The 18456-nt window shown below is 60.1% G+C and carries 19 protein-coding genes; 12 read left to right on the top strand and 7 right to left on the bottom strand.

Annotated features, from left to right (window positions below; genetic code table 11):
- Nucleotides 1-44: 44 nt before the first annotated feature.
- On the top strand, nucleotides 45-428 hold the full coding sequence (gcvH, locus tag KSS96_RS27445; protein WP_017530884.1) for a glycine cleavage system protein GcvH: 384 nt from the start codon (nucleotides 45-47) through the stop codon (nucleotides 426-428).
- Nucleotides 429-554: 126 nt separating this feature from the next.
- On the opposite strand, the gene KSS96_RS27440 is transcribed toward gcvH, so the two are convergent.
- The 6 genes from KSS96_RS27440 to KSS96_RS27415 all read right to left on the bottom strand — a co-directional run bounded on the left by KSS96_RS27440 (nucleotide 555) and on the right by KSS96_RS27415 (nucleotide 5800).
- Nucleotides 555-1697 carry a DegT/DnrJ/EryC1/StrS family aminotransferase gene (locus KSS96_RS27440; RefSeq protein ID WP_068933704.1) on the bottom strand — a complete coding sequence of 381 codons (1143 nt, stop codon included), beginning with the start codon at nucleotides 1695-1697 and terminating at the stop codon, nucleotides 555-557.
- A 163-nt stretch (nucleotides 1698-1860) separates the two neighbouring features.
- Nucleotides 1861-2175, bottom strand: a complete 315-nt coding sequence (locus KSS96_RS27435) for a DUF2388 domain-containing protein (protein ID WP_003176799.1) — start codon at nucleotides 2173-2175, stop codon at nucleotides 1861-1863.
- A 69-nt stretch (nucleotides 2176-2244) separates the two neighbouring features.
- Nucleotides 2245-2691 carry an NfeD family protein gene (locus tag KSS96_RS27430; protein ID WP_017530886.1) on the bottom strand — a complete coding sequence of 149 codons (447 nt, stop codon included), beginning with the start codon at nucleotides 2689-2691 and terminating at the stop codon, nucleotides 2245-2247.
- Between the two features lie 10 nt (nucleotides 2692-2701).
- Nucleotides 2702-3622 carry an SPFH domain-containing protein gene (locus KSS96_RS27425; RefSeq protein ID WP_003176797.1) on the bottom strand — a complete coding sequence of 307 codons (921 nt, stop codon included), beginning with the start codon at nucleotides 3620-3622 and terminating at the stop codon, nucleotides 2702-2704.
- Between the two features lie 103 nt (nucleotides 3623-3725).
- Nucleotides 3726-5378, bottom strand: coding sequence for a GspE/PulE family protein (locus KSS96_RS27420; RefSeq protein ID WP_068933702.1), 1653 nt, complete (start codon nucleotides 5376-5378; stop codon nucleotides 3726-3728).
- Between the two features lie 83 nt (nucleotides 5379-5461).
- Nucleotides 5462-5800 (bottom strand): ACT-like domain-containing protein, encoded by a 339-nt coding sequence (locus KSS96_RS27415; protein WP_065879290.1) that lies wholly within the window; start codon nucleotides 5798-5800, stop codon nucleotides 5462-5464.
- A gap of 127 nt (nucleotides 5801-5927) precedes the next feature.
- Between KSS96_RS27415 and KSS96_RS27410 the strand changes: the two genes are divergently transcribed.
- The gene (locus KSS96_RS27410; RefSeq protein WP_017530889.1) at nucleotides 5928-6398 is read left to right on the top strand and encodes an Lrp/AsnC family transcriptional regulator; all 471 of its coding nucleotides are present in this window, start codon (nucleotides 5928-5930) and stop codon (nucleotides 6396-6398) included.
- A gap of 64 nt (nucleotides 6399-6462) precedes the next feature.
- On the opposite strand, the gene KSS96_RS27405 is transcribed toward KSS96_RS27410, so the two are convergent.
- On the bottom strand, nucleotides 6463-7830 hold the full coding sequence (locus tag KSS96_RS27405) for a CYTH domain-containing protein (RefSeq protein ID WP_017530890.1): 1368 nt from the start codon (nucleotides 7828-7830) through the stop codon (nucleotides 6463-6465).
- 158 nt (nucleotides 7831-7988) lie between these two features.
- Here KSS96_RS27405 and argE point away from each other — a divergent pair, with 158 nt between their 5' ends.
- From argE to KSS96_RS27355, 10 genes are all read left to right on the top strand, one after another.
- Nucleotides 7989-9137, top strand: coding sequence for an acetylornithine deacetylase (gene argE / locus KSS96_RS27400; protein WP_068933701.1), 1149 nt, complete (start codon nucleotides 7989-7991; stop codon nucleotides 9135-9137).
- Between the two features lie 135 nt (nucleotides 9138-9272).
- Nucleotides 9273-10574: an amino-acid N-acetyltransferase gene (gene argA, locus KSS96_RS27395; RefSeq protein WP_065879292.1), complete on the top strand. Its 1302-nt coding sequence runs from the start codon at nucleotides 9273-9275 to the stop codon at nucleotides 10572-10574.
- A 577-nt stretch (nucleotides 10575-11151) separates the two neighbouring features.
- On the top strand, nucleotides 11152-12552 hold the full coding sequence (locus KSS96_RS27390) for an OprD family porin (protein ID WP_116078129.1): 1401 nt from the start codon (nucleotides 11152-11154) through the stop codon (nucleotides 12550-12552).
- A 290-nt stretch (nucleotides 12553-12842) separates the two neighbouring features.
- A complete protein-coding gene (locus KSS96_RS27385) occupies nucleotides 12843-13481 on the top strand; it encodes a peroxiredoxin (RefSeq protein WP_003176789.1) in 639 nt (212 codons plus the stop codon).
- 256 nt (nucleotides 13482-13737) lie between these two features.
- Nucleotides 13738-14331: an NADPH-dependent FMN reductase gene (gene ssuE, locus KSS96_RS27380; RefSeq protein WP_065879293.1), complete on the top strand. Its 594-nt coding sequence runs from the start codon at nucleotides 13738-13740 to the stop codon at nucleotides 14329-14331.
- A gap of 93 nt (nucleotides 14332-14424) precedes the next feature.
- Nucleotides 14425-15393: a sulfonate ABC transporter substrate-binding protein gene (locus KSS96_RS27375; RefSeq protein WP_068933698.1), complete on the top strand. Its 969-nt coding sequence runs from the start codon at nucleotides 14425-14427 to the stop codon at nucleotides 15391-15393.
- A gap of 25 nt (nucleotides 15394-15418) precedes the next feature.
- Nucleotides 15419-16567 (top strand): FMNH2-dependent alkanesulfonate monooxygenase, encoded by a 1149-nt coding sequence (gene ssuD / locus KSS96_RS27370; protein WP_017530896.1) that lies wholly within the window; start codon nucleotides 15419-15421, stop codon nucleotides 16565-16567.
- A 9-nt stretch (nucleotides 16568-16576) separates the two neighbouring features.
- Entirely contained in the window at nucleotides 16577-17365 is a 789-nt protein-coding gene (gene ssuC, locus KSS96_RS27365) for an aliphatic sulfonate ABC transporter permease SsuC (RefSeq protein WP_017530897.1), read from the top strand.
- Entirely contained in the window at nucleotides 17362-18168 is an 807-nt protein-coding gene (gene ssuB, locus KSS96_RS27360; protein WP_017530898.1) for an aliphatic sulfonates ABC transporter ATP-binding protein, read from the top strand. Before ssuC ends, ssuB begins: the two co-directional genes overlap by 4 nt.
- 28 nt (nucleotides 18169-18196) lie before the next feature.
- Complete coding sequence (locus tag KSS96_RS27355) at nucleotides 18197-18412, top strand: TOBE domain-containing protein (RefSeq protein WP_217855539.1); 216 nt, start codon at nucleotides 18197-18199, stop codon at nucleotides 18410-18412.
- Nucleotides 18413-18456 lie beyond the last annotated feature (44 nt).

Below are 18456 nucleotides of genomic sequence, written 5' to 3'. Positions count from 1 at the left end.
CGGCAGGCCGAAGGCCGCTGACATTTTTCTTGAGGACACAGACTATGAGCAATATCCCGGCCGACCTGCGTTTCGCCGAGAGTCATGAATGGGCCCGTCTGGAAGCTGACGGCACCGTGACCGTCGGGATCTCCGACCATGCCCAGGAAGCGTTGGGGGATGTGGTGTTTGTTGAGTTGGCCGAAGTCGGCAACGTGTTTGCCGCTGAAGATCAAGCGGGTGTGGTTGAGTCGGTGAAGGCCGCTTCGGATATCTACTCGCCAATTGCTGGCGAAGTGATTGCGGTTAACGACGCGTTGAGTGGTGAGCCTGAACTGTTGAACACCGACCCTTACGGCACCTGGATCTTCAAACTCAAGCCAAGCAACCCGGCTGACCTGGAAAAACTGCTGGATGCTGCCGGCTACAAAGCGGCCATCGGCGAATAAACGCAAGACCCGTGTGGAAGGGGGCTTGCTCCCGATGACGGAGTGTCAGTTCACTGATCAGTAACTGACCACCGCCCATCGGGAGCAAGCCCCCTTCTACATTCAACCGAGGTCAGCCGTGATTGTTCAGTTTGCGCTCAGGACTGCTTTTACCGCCGCCACCGACCGTTCCACATCTGCCTCCGTCATTGCGGTAAACATCGGCAACGACACAATCAAACGCCCCACTTTCTCCGCCACCGGGAACATCCCTTCCTTGAACCCCTGTGCCCGATACAGGCTCAGCAGGTGGATCGGCGGGTAGTGATAGCCAATGCCGACACCGTGGGCCTGCATCTGCTCCATAAACGTAGCGCGAGCGGGCAGGCCATCCTGACGCTCCGGCAGCACCAGCTGGAACAGATGCCAGTTGCTGTTTTCGAAATCCGCCGGCGGCAGTTGCGCGCCGTATTTCTCTTCAAAGTCGCTGCCGAAACACTTGAAGTAATGCCGCGCCAGGTTCTGTCGGTGCGCGGTGATCTTCTCGATATGCGCGAATTGCCCCAACCCAATGGCGGCGGCGATATCGGTCATATTGAACTTGCCACCCAGTACATCCACATCCAGGCCATCGAAGCCGCTGCGGGTCACGCCTTGCAGACGGTACTTTTCTGCCAGGCGCGCCTCCTCGGCGTTATTCAATACCAGGCACCCGCCCTCGGAGGAGGTGATGTTCTTGTTGGCCTGGAAGCTGAATGACACGAAATCCCCGGTGGCGCCGATGCGCTCGCCATCCCAGCTGGAGCCCAGGGCTTGGGCTGCGTCTTCGACGATACGCAGGTTGTACTTGTTGGCCAGTGCGTAAAGCATCGGCATATCCAGGGGCAGGCCGGCCAGGTACACCGGGATAATCGCCTTGGTGCGCGGGGTGATCGCGGCTTCCACCTGGGCCAGGTCAATATTGCGGGTCACCGGGTCGATATCGGCAAACACCGGTGTGGCGCCCACCTCCAGAATCACATTGGCCGTGGCCACCCAAGAGATCGGCGTGGTAATGACTTCATCCCCAGGCCCGATACCGGCGATACGCAGGGCAATCTCCATGGTACAGGTGCCCGAGTTGAACGTACGCACCGGTCGACCGCCAAAATACTCCGACAACTGCGCCTCGAACGCCTGCACTTTTGGCCCGCTGGTAATCCAGCCGGAGCGCAATACATCGCCAACCGCCGAGATGGTGGCTTCATCGATGGTAGGTTTGGAGAATGGCAGAAAGGGCTGTTGGCTCATAACGACGAAGGCGTCCGTTCAGATTGGCGATGAGTGAGGGGCTTATCAGTGCAGGCATGGTTGCACGGCATGACTGAATATAGCCTGTCGCCTGTGAATGAATCGTCACTTCGCGGGCAAAAAAATGCCGCTTCACAGCGGCATTTTTTTCAGCGTATGGCTATCACTCGGTGACAGCGTTCTTCGCGAGGATGGCGTTGGCCAACTCCATATCCGTGGCTTGCAGGCCAGGGTTGTCGGCGCGCACTTTTTGCATGGCGGCTTCCAGGTACGGGCCGCGGATGCCGCCGTCGCTGGCAACAAAGCTGCCTGCGTCGTCTTGTGCGGCAACCACCAGCTTGTGGTCCTTGAAGGTCAAGTACGTCGAGCCAGTGGTGGCGCCCGACGAGATGACATTCCGCCAGAAACTGTCGGCCATGGCTGAACCGACAGGAAGGGAAAGCACAGCGAGGGTTGCGACAGCATATTTGAGACGCATGATGGGTGACTCCGGTGGGGTTATCTGTGGGTTTTGATTGTAGATAGCCCGGTCGAGTTCCATCACTGACTAAACAGTTTCAACCTTTAAGATCACTCCGTCCTGGCCAACTACGCGCACTTGAGTACCTACCGGGGTGTCGGGGCCGGTCACCATCCACACGCCATCACCGACTTTCACCTTGCCGCGCCCGTCCACAATTGCCTGGTGCACCATGAAGGTGCGACCCACCAGTTCCGAGCCGCGTTCATTCAGCCCAGGCTGGTCACTGGCCTTGGCGCTGCTGCGTTGGCGTTTCCACCAATACACGGCCGTCAATATCGACAACACGGCGAACAACAGCAGTTGCCATTCCAGGCCGAGGGGCGGCACCAGGAACTTGATCACCCCCACGGCCGCCGCCGCGATACCCATCCACAACAGGTAACCACCGGCGCCGAATACCTCAAGAATCAACAGCACCGTGCCCAGTGCCAACCAATCCCAAAATGACAGGTGCTGCAGGAAATCCCACATGGTGCTGGCCTCAGCCTTTCTTGTTATCGAACGTTGCCTTGACGATCTCGCCGATACCGCCGACCGCACCGATCACTTGGCTGGCTTCCAGCGGCATCAGGATGACCTTGCTGTTATTGGCCGAAGCCAGCTTGCCCAGGGCGTCGATGTATTTTTGCGCAACGAAGTAGTTGACCGCCTGCACGTTGCCCGATGCGATGGCTTCAGATACCACCTGGGTTGCGCGTGCTTCCGCCTCGGCCTGACGCTCGCGGGCTTCGGATTCAAGAAACGCCGCCTGGCGGCTACCCTCAGCCTCAAGGATCTGCGCCTGTTTCTTGCCTTCGGCGGTAAGGATCGCAGATGCTCGCAGGCCCTCGGCCTCGAGGATTTGCGCCCGCTTGATGCGCTCCGCTTTCATCTGGCCGGACATGGCAGCCATCAGGTCGGCAGGCGGGCTGATGTCCTTGATCTCGATACGGGTGATCTTGATACCCCACGGCGCGGTGGCTTCATCCACGGTTCTCAGCAGTTTTTCGTTGATACCGTCACGCTGGCTGAGCATGGCATCCAGCTCCATGGAGCCGAGTACCGTGCGGATATTGGTCTGCAACAGGTTGCGGATGGCGTGTTCGAGGTTGTTGACCTCGTAGGCGGCCTGGGCCGTATTGACCACCTGAAAGAAGCACACGGCGTCGATCTGCACGGTAGCGTTGTCGGCGGTGATCACTTCCTGGGGCGGGATGTCCAGCACGCTTTCCATCACGTTGATCTTGCGACCGATACGGTCCATGACCGGGATGATGATGTTCAGGCCAGGTTTCAGCGTGTTGGTATAGCGGCCAAAACGCTCGACCGTCCATTGATAGCCCTGGGGCACTACCTTGAAGCCCATGAACAGGATGGCGATGGCCAAGCCCACGAAAAGAAGCAGTACGGTTCCGATCTGCATAGCGATTCCCTATCTGATGGTGTCAGTGAAACGACGTTCGGCCGATTGTAACGGTGTTGTCACTGAGAAGAACGGTTTCAAAGCGCTGCAATCAAAGGATTTGTTACCGACCCCCCGGCGTCACCCGCAAGACCTCCGCCAGGGTGGTCAGCCCCGCGTTTACTTTGCCCATGCCGGCCATGCGCAGGTCACACATGCCGTGGGCGATGGCAGCCTGACGCAAGGCCTGCACGTCGGTACCCGCTGTGATCAGCGGCTTGAGTGTGTCGTCCAGCACCATGATTTCGTAGACCCCGGCTCGGCCCCGATACCCGCTGTTTCGGCACTCGGTGCACCCCCCGGCCTCGTACACCTCGCCCGCCGCCTGTTTACAGTGAGGGCACAACACACGCACCAGTCGCTGCGCCATGACCCCCAGCAAGGTGGCCTTGATCAAATAATGAGCAATGCCCAGTTCCTGCAAGCGGCTGATGGCGCTGGGTGCATCATTGGTGTGCAGCGTCGACAGCACCAGATGCCCGGTCAGGGCGGCCTGGATCGCCATTTCCGCGGTTTCCTGGTCGCGTATCTCGCCGATCATGATGATGTCCGGATCCTGGCGCAGCAGGGCGCGGATGCCACTGGCAAAGGTCAGGTCTATGTTGTGCTGCACCTGCATTTGGTTGAACGCCGGTTCGACCATTTCGATGGGGTCTTCCACCGTGCACAGGTTGATCTCGCGGGTCGCCAGTTGCTTGAGCGTGGTGTAGAGGGTGCTGGTCTTGCCCGAGCCGGTAGGGCCGGTGACCAGGATGATGCCGTTGGCCTGGCGGGTCATGGCGTGCCAGCGCTGCTGGTCTTCACTGGACAGGCCCAACTGGTCGAAGTCTTTGAGCAGTACCTGCGGGTCGAAGATCCGCATTACCAGTTTTTCGCCAAAGGCGGTGGGCAGGGTCGACAGGCGCAACTCCACTTCCGCTCCCGCCGGGCTTTTGGTCTTGACCCGGCCATCCTGGGGTTTGCGTTTTTCCGCCACGTTCATGCGGCCCAGGCTTTTCAGGCGGCTGACTACCGCCATCGTCACCTGCGGCGGGAATTGATAGACGTCGTGCAGCAACCCGTCAATGCGAAAGCGCACCCGGCCCTGCTCGCGGCACGGTTCGATATGGATATCGCTGGCGCGCTGGGCGAAGGCGTACTGCAACAGCCAGTCGACGATGTTGACGATATGCGCGTCGTTGGCGTCCGGCTCCTGGTCGCTGGCGCCGAGGTTGAGCAGGTCGAAGTTGCCGGGCACCGGCACTTTTTGATCCGCGCCGCTGACGGACTTCGCCAAGCGATAAAACTCGCCGATACAGCGCTGGATCGCCTGGGGGTTGGCCACTACGCGTTTGATCGAGCGCTTGAGCACCTGCGCCAGCCCGGCTTCCCACCCGGTCACGTGGGGCTGGGCGCTGGCCACGGTGAGGGTGTGTGTGTCCACCGCTATGGCAAGGATCCCGTGACGCTGGGCAAACCCGTGGGACATCAGCGGGACTACCGCGGCCACGTCGATGTTCAGCGGGTCAATGCGCAGATAAGGTTGCCCTGCATGCCGGGCCAGCCACTGCGTGAGGGTTTCCAGGCACGGGCCATGGGCGGCGATGCACTCCAGCGGATGCAGGGTGCTGTCGGCCGGCAGCGCCGATACGCGCCTAGCGATGTCGGGTGTAATCAGCCCTGCCTCGACCAGGGCCGGCAGTAACGCATGCAGTTCCAATCGCTGATCAACAGCCATGAAGGTCTTCCTGGGTAGCCTCGGATGTAAACCCAGGCTAGCCAGCCCCCGACAATCTTCCTCCGGCCATGTATTACAGACTTTTACTGCGCGGCCGCCAACAGCGCTTGAGCCCCCACGGCATCAGCCGGCCACAGGTGTAGCGTGCACACGCTGATCAGGTTTCGAATCTTTTCACCGATCACCTGAGCCCTATGCCAGCTCAGGCCGTCCATCACGATATCGACATTCAGCAGGCCGTCTGCACGGGTCACGGTGACCTGGCTGGGCGTCAAAAACTGCAAGGCAAAAAAGTTGAGTATCCGACACAGCACGTCAGGCTCGGCCTCGGCGACGATCTGGTAGTGCGCCTGGCAGTGGGCGGTGTGGGTGGCCCACGCATCAACGCGGGTGACAGGCTGGGTGGTTTCGACGGCGTGCATGCGGGCTCTCCAGATTCGACTGGAGAAATTTTTACATTCGCTGCGGGAGATTTCTTATCTAAAGTGAGCCTTAATTGGGTTTAATTGAGTTAATCAATTCAAGATAGTCACCATCAAAGGTATTTTTATGCACAGCGAGTTGGACGCCTACGACCGTCGCATCCTGGCCTTGCTCCAAGAGGACGCTTCGCTCTCCAGTGCGCAGATCGCCGAACAGGTCGGCCTGTCCCAGTCACCGTGCTGGCGACGTATCCAGCGGCTCAAGGAGGAGGGCGTGATTCGCGGCCAGGTCACCTTGCTGGACCGCAAGAAAATTGGCCTCAACACGCAGATTTTCGCCGAGGTCAAACTCAACGCCCACGGTCGATCCAACTTCACCGAGTTCACCGAGGCAATTCGCGGCTTTCCGGAAGTGTTGGAGTGCTATGTGCTGATGGGGGCGGTGGATTTTCTGCTGCGCATCGTGGCGTCGGACATCGAGGCGTACGAGCGGTTTTTCTTCGATAAGTTATCGATGGTGCCGGGGATCCAAGAGGTCAACTCGATTGTGGCGTTGTCCGAGATCAAATCCACCACCAGCCTGCCAATATTGCGCTGACAGGCAGGGCCTCATCGGGGCAAGCCCCCACATTTATGTAGGAGGGGCTTGCCCCGATGGGATATCACAGGCGCAGAAGGGTCTTCCAGGCACGGTTCTGATACACCGCAATCGCCTGATGCATGCGCGCATCCAGCGACTCATCGGTGATCGGCTGGTTGGCCAGTTGCACCAACTTGTTCAGCTCGCCATACAAACGGTCCAGTTCCGGGATGTCTACCACCTGACGCGCATGATGCAGCCAGGCCTGGATGCGCTCGATACGCGGCAGTTGTTCAGCCAGGTCTTCCGGTTGTTGCTGGTAGCGCGGCAGTTGCAGGGCGACGGCGTCGTCGGCCAGCAGGCGCGGCAGCCAATTGGTGATTTGCGCGGCGCCCTGGCGGTTGCCGCGCACGTTGCGCTCGGCAGTCCAACTGCGGGCGAGCAGCCAGCGCGAGGTGTTCAGTGAGAACAGGCCCCAGCGCACGTCCTGCAGCTCTTCGGCGAACTGCTCAGGCGCGGCTTTGCGGATGTCTTCGTCGTCATCACCGGCCTGTACCAGCGGGCGCCAGTCTTCCAGCAAGGCATCCAGTGCGCTGCGCAGTTCGCTGGTGGATTGGCGCGGGGCGGCCTGGCCGAGGCTGCCGATCAGGGCGCGTAATTCACCGAGGTTGTCGACCCAGTCTTGCAGCAGGCGCCAGTGGCCATTGAAACGGTATTGCTCGGCCAGGCGCTGACTGCTGCCCAACAGGTGCCACATGATCGCGGCGAAGGCGTCGTCCAATGGCATTTCGGCCTGGATCTGCGGCGCCGGCAGGCTCAGGGAGTAGCTGCCTGCGTCGTACAGGCGGTAGCCGCGCTCGGCCTTGCTGATATCGCACGGCATCAACGCCAGGGTCGCGGCCAATTCGGCGGCCAGTTCCAGCAGGGCGGCGGGTTCGCCTTCACGCAGTTCCAGCTCCAACTCGCAGATCTCTTCCTTCTGCTTGCCGACCACCACGTGGCCCAGGTCCAGGGCGGCTTCGATGACCACTTTGGTCTTGCCACGGCCCCAGGCGATTTCGGCGCGTTCGCGCACGAAGTCGGTGGTGAAGATCGGCTTGAGGGACTTTTTATCCAGCTCGGCCAGTTGCTCGGGCCAGCATTCGCCGTCGAGTTTCTTCACGTCGAGCTTGGCTTTGGGCAGGTCCCAGTTGTACTCGTTGCGTTCCGACAAACCGGCAACACTTTGGCCGCGGGTCTTGAGGGTCTGGATGATCTCGTCACCGTCCTTGCGCAAACGCAGGGCGACTTTGGCCTGGGCCAGGTCGCGCTCGGGGGTGTCGAAATACTGGTTCATCAACTCACGGCGTTCCCAGCCACTTTTGTTGCGTTTTTTCAGTAACGGGTGCTCACGCAGCGCGGCGAGTGTTTCGCGGCTGACGCGGAGTTTGATTTCGGTTTCTTTCTGCATGGCCGGAAAATCCAGGATCGGGAGCGCAGCCGGGGAAAAAGGTGGCTGCCAAGGTCGTGCAGTGTACAGGACTGAGCCCGGCAACGTGCCGCAACGGTTTATTGTGCCCAGCGGATGGTTCTATAGTGGGGCTCATCCGGGAAGTTGGGAGACCGCGCATGTCATTACCCTCCATGAAAGAGCAATTCGCCGCGCTGATTGCCGCGCCTTCGGTCAGTTGTACCCAAGCGTCTCTCGACCAGACCAACCGCCCGGTGATCGATTTGCTCGCCGGTTGGCTGGGCGATCTGGGGTTTGCCATCGACATCCAGCAGGTCAGTCCCGGCAAATTCAACCTACTGGCAAGTTTCGGCAGTGGGCCTGGCGGCCTGGTGCTGGCGGGCCACAGCGATACGGTGCCCTATGACGCAGCCCTGTGGAAAACCGACCCGCTCAAGCTGACGGAAGTCGATGGTCGCTGGGTAGGATTGGGCAGTTGTGACATGAAGGGCTTTTTCGCCCTGGCGATTGAAGCGGTGTTGCCGTTGCTGGACCAGCCGTTCAAGCAGCCGTTGCTGATTCTCGCCACCTGCGATGAAGAAAGCTCCATGTCCGGTGCTCGGGCCTTGGCCGACGCTGGACGCCCGCTGGGCCGCGCGGCGGTGATCGGCGAACCGACCGGGCTCAAGCCGATCCGCCTGCACAAAGGTGTGATGATGGAGCGCATCGACATCCTTGGCCAAAGCGGCCATTCCTCTGACCCGAGCCTGGGCCATAGCGCCCTTGAGGCGATGCATGATGCCATCGGCGAACTGCGCGGCCTGCGCCTGGCCTGGCAACGTGAATATCGCAACCCGCAATTCAGCGTGCCGCAGCCGACCATGAACTTCGGCTGTATCCATGGTGGCGATAACCCCAATCGCATCTGCGGCCAGTGTTCCCTGGAATTCGACCTGCGGCCCTTGCCGGGCATGGACCCGCGGATGCTGCGCGCCGCCATCCGGCAGAAGCTCGAACCCCTGGCCGAGCGCCATAAGGTCAAGATCGACTATGCGCCGCTGTTCCCCGAAGTGCCGCCGTTCGAACAACCTGAAGACGCCGAACTGGTACGGGTGGCGGAACGTTTGACCGGTCATCGTGCCGAAGCAGTAGCGTTCGGGACCGAAGCGCCTTATCTTCAGCGCCTTGGTTGTGAAACCCTGGTATTGGGCCCTGGCGATATCGCTTGTGCTCACCAGCCGGGCGAGTACCTCGAAATGTCACGCTTGACGCCTACAGTGCGTCTATTGCGGGAGCTGATCGAGCATTACTGCTTGAAACCCGCATAAATTAACCCCGGTCTGTTCGTACATAAAAGGAGAGTGAGCGTGTCGCCAAGCCTGTTCCGACGATAACCATCAGCCCGCTGTGCGCTTTCACGGTTCATCCTTTTTTGGCTGCTTTTTATTACAGGCCCAGGTGTTATGCCCGAATACGTTAATTGGCTTCGTCACGCGTCCCCCTATATCAATGCCCACCGCGACTGCACCTTTGTCGTCATGTTGCCCGGCGATGGTGTGGACCATCCGAACTTCGGCAATATCGTCCACGACCTGGTGCTGCTGCACAGCCTGGGCGTGCGCCTGGTACTGGTCCATGGTTCGCGCCCACAGATCGAAGCGCGTCTTGAAGCACGCGGCCTGATCCCGACCTACCACGAAGGCATGCGCATCACCGATGCGGCGACGCTGGAGTGTGTGATCGACGCGGTCGGCCATCTGCGGATCGCTATCGAAGCGCGCTTGTCGATGGACATGGCCTCGTCGCCGATGCAAGGCTCGCGCCTGCGGGTGGCCAGCGGCAACCTGGTGACCGCGCGCCCGATCGGCGTACTCGAAGGCGTGGACTACCACCACACCGGCGAAGTACGCCGCGTCGACCGCAAGGGCATCAACCGCCTGCTGGACGAGCGCTCCATCGTGTTGTTGTCGCCCCTGGGCTATTCGCCCACCGGTGAGATTTTCAACCTGGCCTGCGAAGACGTCGCCACCCGCGCGGCCATCGACTTGGGGGCCGACAAGCTGTTGCTGTTCGGCGCCGACCTCGGCCTGATCGATGAAAACGGCCGCCTGGTGCGCGAACTGCGCCCGCAACAAGTGCCGGCCCACTTGCAACGCCTGGGCAGCAGCAACTACCAGGCCGAACTGCTCGACGCGGCGGCCGAGGCTTGCCGGGGTGGAGTAGGGCGCAGCCATATCGTCAGCTACGCCGAGGACGGCGCCCTGCTCACCGAACTGTTCACCCGTGATGGTGGCGGTACGCTGGTCGCCCAGGAGCAATTCGAACAGGTGCGCGAGGCGGCGATTGAAGATGTCGGCGGCCTGCTCGACCTGATCAGCCCGCTGGAAGAGCAGGGCATCCTGGTGCGGCGTTCACGGGAAGTGCTGGAGCGCGAGATCGAACAGTTCAGCGTGGTCGAGCGCGAAGGCATGATCATCGCCTGTGCGGCGCTGTACCAGATCGCCGATTCGGACGCGGGTGAGCTGGCATGCCTGGCGGTGAACCCGGAATACCGTCATGGCGCGCGGGGGGATGTGTTGCTGGAGCGCATCCAGGCCCGTGCGCGGGCGCAGGGGTTGAAAACTTTGTTCGTACTCACCACGCGCACCGCCCACTGGTTTCGTGAGCGGGGGTTTGTGCCGAGCAGCGTGGATCGCCTCCCATCGGCGCGGGCGTCGCTCTACAACTACCAGCGTAATTCGAAGATTTTCGAAAAAGCCTTGTAAACCCTTCCTCCCTTCGACCACCGAGCAGGCTTGCGTAAGCACCGGCCTGCGCGGTGGCTCGGTCTTTCACGTTACAGCTGAAATTTAAGCATTCTTGATCTCACGCCGATAACGGGATGGCGACTGTGGGTAGATTGCGGTCGGCAAAGAAATTATTAGTGACACAAAAACTGTAACAAATTGACTGGAGGATGTGCGTTTCGCCATGATGGCGTCGCCTTTTTGATCATGGGTGACGTATGTAATGGAGCGTCCACACTAATCGATCTAAAAAAGTGCTGACAAATACCCTTTAGGAATGAGCTTATGGAACGGTTGGTCTACCCTGACTGCTCCATGTCACGCAAAGGCTTATTCCCGAATCGTATGAAAAAGAATGAAATAATTCTTTTTGGGTGTATGAAAAACTCATTACCCTGCAAGGACCAAATCAACTGTGATTAGACGAAGGTAGTAGACACACAAGGTTACGATTGACTTGCCAGTCACTATCCGGTGCTAATCGCGCATCTGTGGATCGAAGGCGTCAGACCTGAGACCAAAGAAATACAAAAATTAGAAATGAGAGGAGCGGTACATGAAGAAGTCCACCTTGGCTTTGGCTGTAGCTTTGGGCGCAATCGCCCAGCAAGCAGGCGCTGCCGGTTTTATCGAAGACAGTAAGGCCACACTGGGCCTGCGTAACTTCTACATCAACACGGATAACCGTGACGACGCGACCAAAGCGGCCGGCGCGCAGAACAAGCAAGAAGAATGGGGCCAAGCCTTCGACTTGCGTTTCATCTCCGGTTACACCCAAGGCACCGTGGGCTTCGGTCTTGACGCTATCGGCCTGCTGGGCGTGCGTCTGGATTCGGGTGGCGGCACCAACGGCGCTACCGCTGCGTCGGCTGGTAACGCTGGCTCTTACGGCGGCACGGTTTTCCCGAGCAAGTCCAATGGCGAAGCCGTTGATAACTACTCCAGCCTGGGCCTGACCGCTAAAGTCAAAATCTCCCAGACCGAACTGAAGTTGGGTACTTTGCAGCCTAAGCTGCCGGTAATCGTCACCAACGACGGTCGTCTGCTGCCGCAGACTTTCCAGGGTGGCCAGATCACCACCAACGACATCAAGGACCTGACGCTGGTTGCCGGTCAGATCGAAAAGGCCAAGGGTCGTAACTCCAGCAACGTCGAGAACCTGTCTCTGGCGGGTGCCAACGGCCGTACTGCCGCTGGCCGCGACAGCAACAAGTTTCTCTACGCCGGTGGTGACTACAAGATCACCAAGGACCTGACTGCCCAGTACTACTACGGCAATCTGGACCAGTTCTACAAACAGCACTTCCTGGGCTTGCTGCACAACTGGGCAATCGGTCCTGGCGTGTTGAAAACCGACTTGCGCTACTTCAATAGCCGCGCTGACGGTGCCAACAGCCACGACGCCAACTACTTCACCACCGGCGACTACGGCACTAACGCTGCGGGCGCTAACGTCACCAAAGGTAAAGTCGACAACAACCTGTACAGCGGCTTGTTCCTGTATTCGGTGGCCGGTCACACCTTCGGTGGTGGTTATCAGGTCAGCAACGGTGACAGCGACTTCCCATGGTTGAACCAGGGTGACGGCTCGTCGGCTTACCTGACCACTGACTCGCAGATCTCCAAGTTTGCCCGTGCTGGCGAACGTACCTGGCAAGCTCGCTACGCTTACGACTTCGCCAAGGTTGGCGTACCAGGCTTGACCGCCGGTGTGGTTTACCTGCGTGGCGACAATATTGATACCCGCGGCCGAATCGGTGTAGCTCAGACCAACGTGAACTCCAATGGCGCGAACGAGTGGGAACGTGACATCACTGTTGCCTACGTCGTACCAGAAGGTACGTTCAAGAACGTTGGTGTGGCCTGGAAAAACGCCATGTGGCGCAACGATATTGCCGGTCAGCGCAACCAAGACGAAAACCGCGTGATCGTCAGCTACTCGCTGCCACTGCTGTAATAGCGTAAAGCTGTTGTAAGACCGTAAACCTTGCCCGGCGCAATGCCGGGCAAGGTGTCTTGCTTTCAAGTCGGGCTAAACCCCCGCAAGCCCGTCCTGAACCCCTCTTTGTACGGCGTCTCAAGGCCTTCTCGAACCTTGGAGGCGATATTGCACCCCGCCCTTTCTCGCGTCCAATGAACACATTTTTAATATTCTTTTATCGTCTAGATAAATCGATATTTATTCTTTTTAAATCAGCGTCAATCCATGCACAGTGGGCTCCATAAGCACTCATCAGGAGCCACACCATGAGCCTAAGACTGGGCGATATCGCCCCCGACTTCGAACAGGATTCCAGCGCCGGCAAGATTCGTTTTCACGAATGGCTTGGTGACAGCTGGGGTGTGTTGTTTTCCCATCCGGCGGACTTCACCCCGGTGTGCACCACCGAGCTGGGCTTTACCGCCAAGCTCAAGGATGAATTCGCCAGGCGTGGCGTCAAGGCCATCGCCCTGTCGGTCGACCCGGTGGACTCGCATCACAAGTGGATCGAAGACATCAATGAGACCCAGAACACCGTCGTCAACTTCCCGATCCTGGCGGACGCCGACCGCAAGGTCTCGGACCTTTACGACCTGATCCATCCCAACGCCAGTGACACCCTCACCGTGCGTTCCCTGTTCGTGATCGACCCGAACAAAAAGATTCGCCTGACCATCACCTACCCGGCGAGTACCGGCCGTAACTTCCACGAAATCCTGCGAGTCATCGACTCGCTGCAACTGACCGACAACCACAAGGTCGCCACCCCGGCCAACTGGCAGGACGGCGATGAAGTGGTGATCGTGCCGTCGCTCAAGGACGAGGAAGAGATCAAGAAGCGCTTTCCAAAGGGTTACAGGGCAGTGAAGCCGTATCTGCGGCTTACCCCACAACCTAACCGCTGACGCGGGACCTCTGTGGGAGGGAGCAAGACCCCTCCCACAGGTTGACCGCATTTCAACACTCACATTGCAGGGGTTTTCAGGCCGTTTTTACGGCCTTTTTTTTCGCCTGGCGGTTTATGAACCGTATATGCACTTAAGGAATAAACAAATGAAAAAATAAGATTTATAGATATATAAATCTGCTGATAAGGTCTGTCACATATTGGCGCCATCGCCCACCCAGCGAACCGCCGGCACTTGCTCAAGGAATTCCCGCATGTTGGTCGTCACACTCGGAGGCAGCCCCAGCCAGCGTTCCCGCTCCGGGGTCTTGCTGGAAAAAACCCGTCAATGGTTGCAAGGCAAAGGCGTTGAGGTGGTGAGTTACCAGGTACGGGACTTCCCGGCCGAAGACTTGCTGCATGCGCGCTTCGACAGCCCCAGGGTTATCGATCTGTTGCAGCAGGTGGCTAACGCCGATGGCCTGGTAATCGCCACGCCGGTGTACAAGGCCTCGTTCTCCGGCGCGCTGAAAACCCTGCTCGACCTGCTGCCCGAACGCGCCCTGGCCCACAAGGTCGTGTTGCCGATGGCTACAGGCGGCAGCATCGCCCACATGCTGGCGGTGGACTACGCCTTGAAGCCGGTGTTGTCGGCCCTCAAAGCCCAGGAGTTGCTCCACGGTATTTTTGCCGAGGACAGCCAGATCGCCTATGGCGAAGGCAGCGTGCAGGCGCAATTGGTGCCGGTGCTGGAGCAGCGTTTGCACGAAGCGCTGGAAACCCTCTACAGCGCCATGGCCCGCCGCCCGAAACCGCTGGACCCACATGTGCTCAATGAGCGTTTGTTGACTGCTCGCTGGAGCATCTGAGCCTTACCCATTTAAGAAACACTCACCTTACTCAGCCGCCAACGGCCAAGCAGGTGCAGCCAAAACCCTCATCGCATAATTGGAGAGAGCGCCATGCGCACTGTCATCTTGCGTCGTGGTCTGGTCGCACTGTTTGCTGCGGCTGTGTCCTTCGGCGCCATTGTTCAAGCCCAAGCTGCCGAGACCTTGCGGATCGGTTATCAGAAATACGGCACGTTGGTGCTGCTCAAAGCCAAGGGCACCCTGGAAAAACGCCTGGCTGCCCAAGGCGTACAGGTGCAATGGACGGAGTTTCCCGGCGGCCCGCAGTTGCTCGAGGGCTTGAACGTCGGCTCCATCGACTTTGGTGTTACCGGCGAAACCCCGCCGGTGTTCGCCCAGGCCGCCGGCGCCGACCTGCTTTACGTGGCCTACGAGCCACCGGCACCGACCAGCGAAGCGATCCTGGTGCCCAAAGACTCGACGATCAAATCTGTGGCCGAGCTCAAGGGCAAGAAAATCGTGCTCAATAAGGGCTCCAACGTGCACTACCTGCTGGTGCGTGCCCTGGAAGACGCCGGCCTGAAATACACCGACGTACACACCGTATTCCTGCCGCCCGCCGATGCCCGCGCCGCGTTCGAGCGTGGCAGCGTGGACGCCTGGGTGATCTGGGACCCGTACCAGGCCGCCGCCGAGAAACAACTGCAAGCGCGCACGCTGCGCGACGGCACCGGTATCGCCGATAACCACCAGTTTTACCTGGCGACCAAGCCGTATGCCGAGCAACACCCGCAGGTGATCAAGGCGCTGATCGAGGAAGTGCGCGCGGTGGGCGAATGGTCCAAGGCCAACCCACAGGAAGTCACCGAACAAGTCGCGCCGCTGCTTGGCCTGCCGGCTGACATCACCCTGACCTCGGTGAAGCGCCAGGGCTATGGCGCGCTGTTCCTGACCCCGGAAGTGGTTGCCGCCCAGCAGAAAATCGCCGACAGCTTTTACCAACTCAAATTGATCCCCAAGCCCTTGAGCATCAAGGACGTGATCTGGACGCCATCCGCTGCCGTGGCCAAAGCGCCGTAATCCGACTTCTTCAGGAGACAACTCCATGAGCCTCACTATTTTCTGGTTCCTGCCTACCCACGGCGACGGCCATTACCTTGGCACCGCCGAAGGCGCTCGCGCCGTCGACCACGGTTATTTGCAGCAAGTGGCCCAGGCCGCTGACCGCCTGGGTTTCGGTGGAGTGCTGATCCCCACCGGGCGTTCCTGCGAAGACTCGTGGCTGGTGGCCGCGTCGCTGATCCCGGTGACCCAGCGTTTGAAATTTCTGGTCGCCCTGCGCCCCGGGATCATTTCCCCAACGGTGGCCGCGCGTCAGGCCGCGACCCTGGATCGTTTGTCCGGTGGCCGCGCGTTGTTCAACCTGGTCACCGGTGGTGATCCGGACGAGTTGGCCGGCGATGGCTTGTTCCTCAGCCACGAAGAGCGCTACCAGGCTTCGGTCGAGTTCACGCGCATCTGGCGTCGTGTGCTGGAGGGCGAAACCGTGGATTACGATGGCGAACACATCAGCGTCAAAGGCGCCAAATTGCTTTACCCACCGATCCAGCAACCGCGCCCGCCGTTGTACTTTGGCGGTTCTTCCGAAGCCGCCCAGGACCTGGCCGCCGAGCAAGTGGAAATGGTGCTGACCTGGGGCGAGCCACCGGCCGCGGTTGCCGAGAAGATCGAACAAGTGCGGGCCAAGGCGGCCAAGCTCGGGCGTACCGTGCGCTTTGGCATTCGCCTGCATGTGATCGTGCGCGAGACCACCGACGAAGCCTGGAAAGCCGCCGACAAACTGATCTCCCATCTGGACGACGACACCATCGCCCGTGCCCAGGCCTCCCTGGCGCGCTTCGATTCGGTTGGCCAGCAACGCATGGCCGCGTTGCACGGCGGCAACCGCGACCATCTGGAAGTGAGCCCCAACCTGTGGGCCGGCGTCGGCCTGGTGCGTGGCGGTGCGGGTACGGCGCTGGTGGGTGATGGCCCGACCGTTGCGGCGCGGGTCAAGGAATACGCCGCGCTGGGCATCGACACCTTTATCTTCTCCGGTTATCCACACCTGGAAGAGTCGTATCGGGTCGCTGAGCTGCTGTTCCCGCACCTGGACATCGAGCGTCCGGAACTGCCGAAAAGCGCCGGCTATGTGAGCCCGTTCGGCGAGATGGTCGCCAACGATATCCTTCCCAAAGCGGCGTCACAGAGCTGAGGTGGCGTTATGAATTATGAAAAATTGAGCCATCGCGTGGCGCCTTGGGCGCTGCCTGTTTTATTGCTGGCGGTGTGGCAGTTGTCCGTGTCGGCGGGCTGGTTGTCGACGCGCATTCTGCCGGCCCCGAGTGCCGTGATTGAAGCCGGGGTGCATCTTGTGGCCAGCGGCGAAATCTGGACCCACCTGGCCATCAGCGGCTGGCGCGCGGGCCTGGGCTTTGTGATCGGTGGCGGCATCGGCCTGGCGCTGGGGTTTATCACTGGCTTGTCGACGTGGGGCGAGCGCCTGCTGGACAGCTCGGTGCAGATGATCCGCAACGTGCCGCACCTGGCGCTGATCCCGCTGGTGATCCTGTGGTTCGGGATCGACGAGACCGCAAAGATTTTCCTGGTGGCCCTCGGTACGTTGTTCCCGATTTACCTCAACACCTACCACGGCATCCGCAACGTCGACCCGGCGTTGGTGGAAATGTCGCGCAGCTATGGCTTGTCCGGGTTCAGCCTGTTCTGGCAAGTCATCCTGCCGGGCGCCCTGCCGTCGATCCTGGTGGGCGTGCGGTTTGCCCTGGGCTTTATGTGGTTGACGCTGATTGTGGCGGAAACCATCTCCGCCAGCTCCGGCATCGGCTACCTGGCGATGAACGCACGTGAGTTCCTGCAAACCGACGTGGTGGTGCTGGCCATCGTGATGTACGCCATTCTCGGCAAGCTGGCCGACCTGGCGGCACGTGGCCTGGAACGTGTGTGGCTGCGCTGGCACCCGGCGTATCAAGTGAATAAAGGCGGTGCGGCATGACAGCTCAACAACCTCCGCGCCTGCTTAAAGGGATCCCCCTGGCAGTGCGCAAATTGCGCAAATCATTTGGCGCACGGCACGTGCTCAAAGAGATTGACCTGCACATTCCGGCAGGCCAGTTCGTGGCCGTGGTCGGCCGCAGTGGTTGCGGCAAAAGTACCTTGCTGCGCCTGCTGGCCGGCTTGGACAAAGCCAGTGGCGGCGAGCTGCTGGCCGGTTCCGCAGCGCTCGGCGAAGCAATTGAAGACACGCGGTTGATGTTCCAGGAAGCGCGCTTGTTGCCGTGGAAAAAAATCATCGACAACGTGGGCCTGGGCCTCAAGGGCGACTGGCGCCCCAAAGCGCTGCAAGCCTTGGACGCGGTCGGCCTGGCGGAGCGCGCCAATGAATGGCCGGCGGCATTGTCCGGTGGCCAGAAGCAACGCGTGGCCCTCGCGCGCGCCCTGATCCACCAACCGCGCTTGCTGTTGCTCGATGAGCCGCTGGGCGCGCTGGATGCCCTGACCCGCATCGAGATGCAGCAACTGATCGAAAACCTGTGGCGCCAGCACGGCTTCACCGTGTTGCTGGTAACCCATGACGTCAGCGAAGCCGTGGCGATTGCCGACCGGGTGATCCTGATCGAAGACGGCGAAATCGGCCTCGACCTGATCGTCGACCTGCCACGCCCACGGGCCCGTGGCTCTCATCGCCTGGCGGCGCTGGAGGCCGAAGTGCTCAACCGTGTGCTGTCGTTGCCCGGCGCTCCGCCGGAACCCGAACCTGTTTCACCGCTGCCTACGCAATTGCGTTGGGCTCAATAACTCACTTGTCCCACGAAGGAAGAACACCATGACCATTAAAGCCATCAACGTGCGTAACCAGTTCAAAGGCACCATCAAGGACATCGTAGTCGGCGACGTGCTGTCGGAAATCGATGTGCAGACCGCCTCCGGTATCGTCACTTCGGTGATCACCACCCGCTCGGTCAAAGAGCTGGAACTGGTGATCGGCAGTGAGGTGATTGCCTTTGTGAAGTCCACTGAGGTGTCGATCGCCAAGTTGTGAGGGGTGTCGGTCTTGAGGCCGTCATCGGGAGCAAGCCCCCTCCC

The organism is Pseudomonas asgharzadehiana, assembly GCF_019139815.1.
GTDB classification, from domain to species: Bacteria; Pseudomonadota; Gammaproteobacteria; order Pseudomonadales; family Pseudomonadaceae; genus Aquipseudomonas; species Aquipseudomonas asgharzadehiana.
The sequence above is the reverse complement of the archived record's forward strand: the minus strand, read 5'-3'. Positions and strand labels throughout refer to the sequence as shown.

What these genes read in the sequence shown, in the direction of transcription:
- gcvH (WP_017530884.1), top strand. Translation starts at nt 45, where the DNA reads ATGAGCAATATCCCGGCCGACCTGCGTTTCGCCGAGAGTCATGAATGG.
- KSS96_RS27440 (WP_068933704.1), bottom strand. Translation starts at nt 1,697, where the DNA reads ATGAGCCAACAGCCCTTTCTGCCATTCTCCAAACCTACCATCGATGAA.
- KSS96_RS27435 (WP_003176799.1), bottom strand. Translation starts at nt 2,175, where the DNA reads ATGCGTCTCAAATATGCTGTCGCAACCCTCGCTGTGCTTTCCCTTCCT.
- KSS96_RS27430 (WP_017530886.1), bottom strand. Translation starts at nt 2,691, where the DNA reads ATGTGGGATTTCCTGCAGCACCTGTCATTTTGGGATTGGTTGGCACTG.
- KSS96_RS27425 (WP_003176797.1), bottom strand. Translation starts at nt 3,622, where the DNA reads ATGCAGATCGGAACCGTACTGCTTCTTTTCGTGGGCTTGGCCATCGCC.
- KSS96_RS27420 (WP_068933702.1), bottom strand. Translation starts at nt 5,378, where the DNA reads ATGGCTGTTGATCAGCGATTGGAACTGCATGCGTTACTGCCGGCCCTG.
- KSS96_RS27415 (WP_065879290.1), bottom strand. Translation starts at nt 5,800, where the DNA reads ATGCACGCCGTCGAAACCACCCAGCCTGTCACCCGCGTTGATGCGTGG.
- KSS96_RS27410 (WP_017530889.1), top strand. Translation starts at nt 5,928, where the DNA reads ATGCACAGCGAGTTGGACGCCTACGACCGTCGCATCCTGGCCTTGCTC.
- KSS96_RS27405 (WP_017530890.1), bottom strand. Translation starts at nt 7,830, where the DNA reads ATGCAGAAAGAAACCGAAATCAAACTCCGCGTCAGCCGCGAAACACTC.
- argE (WP_068933701.1), top strand. Translation starts at nt 7,989, where the DNA reads ATGTCATTACCCTCCATGAAAGAGCAATTCGCCGCGCTGATTGCCGCG.
- argA (WP_065879292.1), top strand. Translation starts at nt 9,273, where the DNA reads ATGCCCGAATACGTTAATTGGCTTCGTCACGCGTCCCCCTATATCAAT.
- KSS96_RS27390 (WP_116078129.1), top strand. Translation starts at nt 11,152, where the DNA reads ATGAAGAAGTCCACCTTGGCTTTGGCTGTAGCTTTGGGCGCAATCGCC.
- KSS96_RS27385 (WP_003176789.1), top strand. Translation starts at nt 12,843, where the DNA reads ATGAGCCTAAGACTGGGCGATATCGCCCCCGACTTCGAACAGGATTCC.
- ssuE (WP_065879293.1), top strand. Translation starts at nt 13,738, where the DNA reads ATGTTGGTCGTCACACTCGGAGGCAGCCCCAGCCAGCGTTCCCGCTCC.
- KSS96_RS27375 (WP_068933698.1), top strand. Translation starts at nt 14,425, where the DNA reads ATGCGCACTGTCATCTTGCGTCGTGGTCTGGTCGCACTGTTTGCTGCG.
- ssuD (WP_017530896.1), top strand. Translation starts at nt 15,419, where the DNA reads ATGAGCCTCACTATTTTCTGGTTCCTGCCTACCCACGGCGACGGCCAT.
- ssuC (WP_017530897.1), top strand. Translation starts at nt 16,577, where the DNA reads ATGAATTATGAAAAATTGAGCCATCGCGTGGCGCCTTGGGCGCTGCCT.
- ssuB (WP_017530898.1), top strand. Translation starts at nt 17,362, where the DNA reads ATGACAGCTCAACAACCTCCGCGCCTGCTTAAAGGGATCCCCCTGGCA.
- KSS96_RS27355 (WP_217855539.1), top strand. Translation starts at nt 18,197, where the DNA reads ATGACCATTAAAGCCATCAACGTGCGTAACCAGTTCAAAGGCACCATC.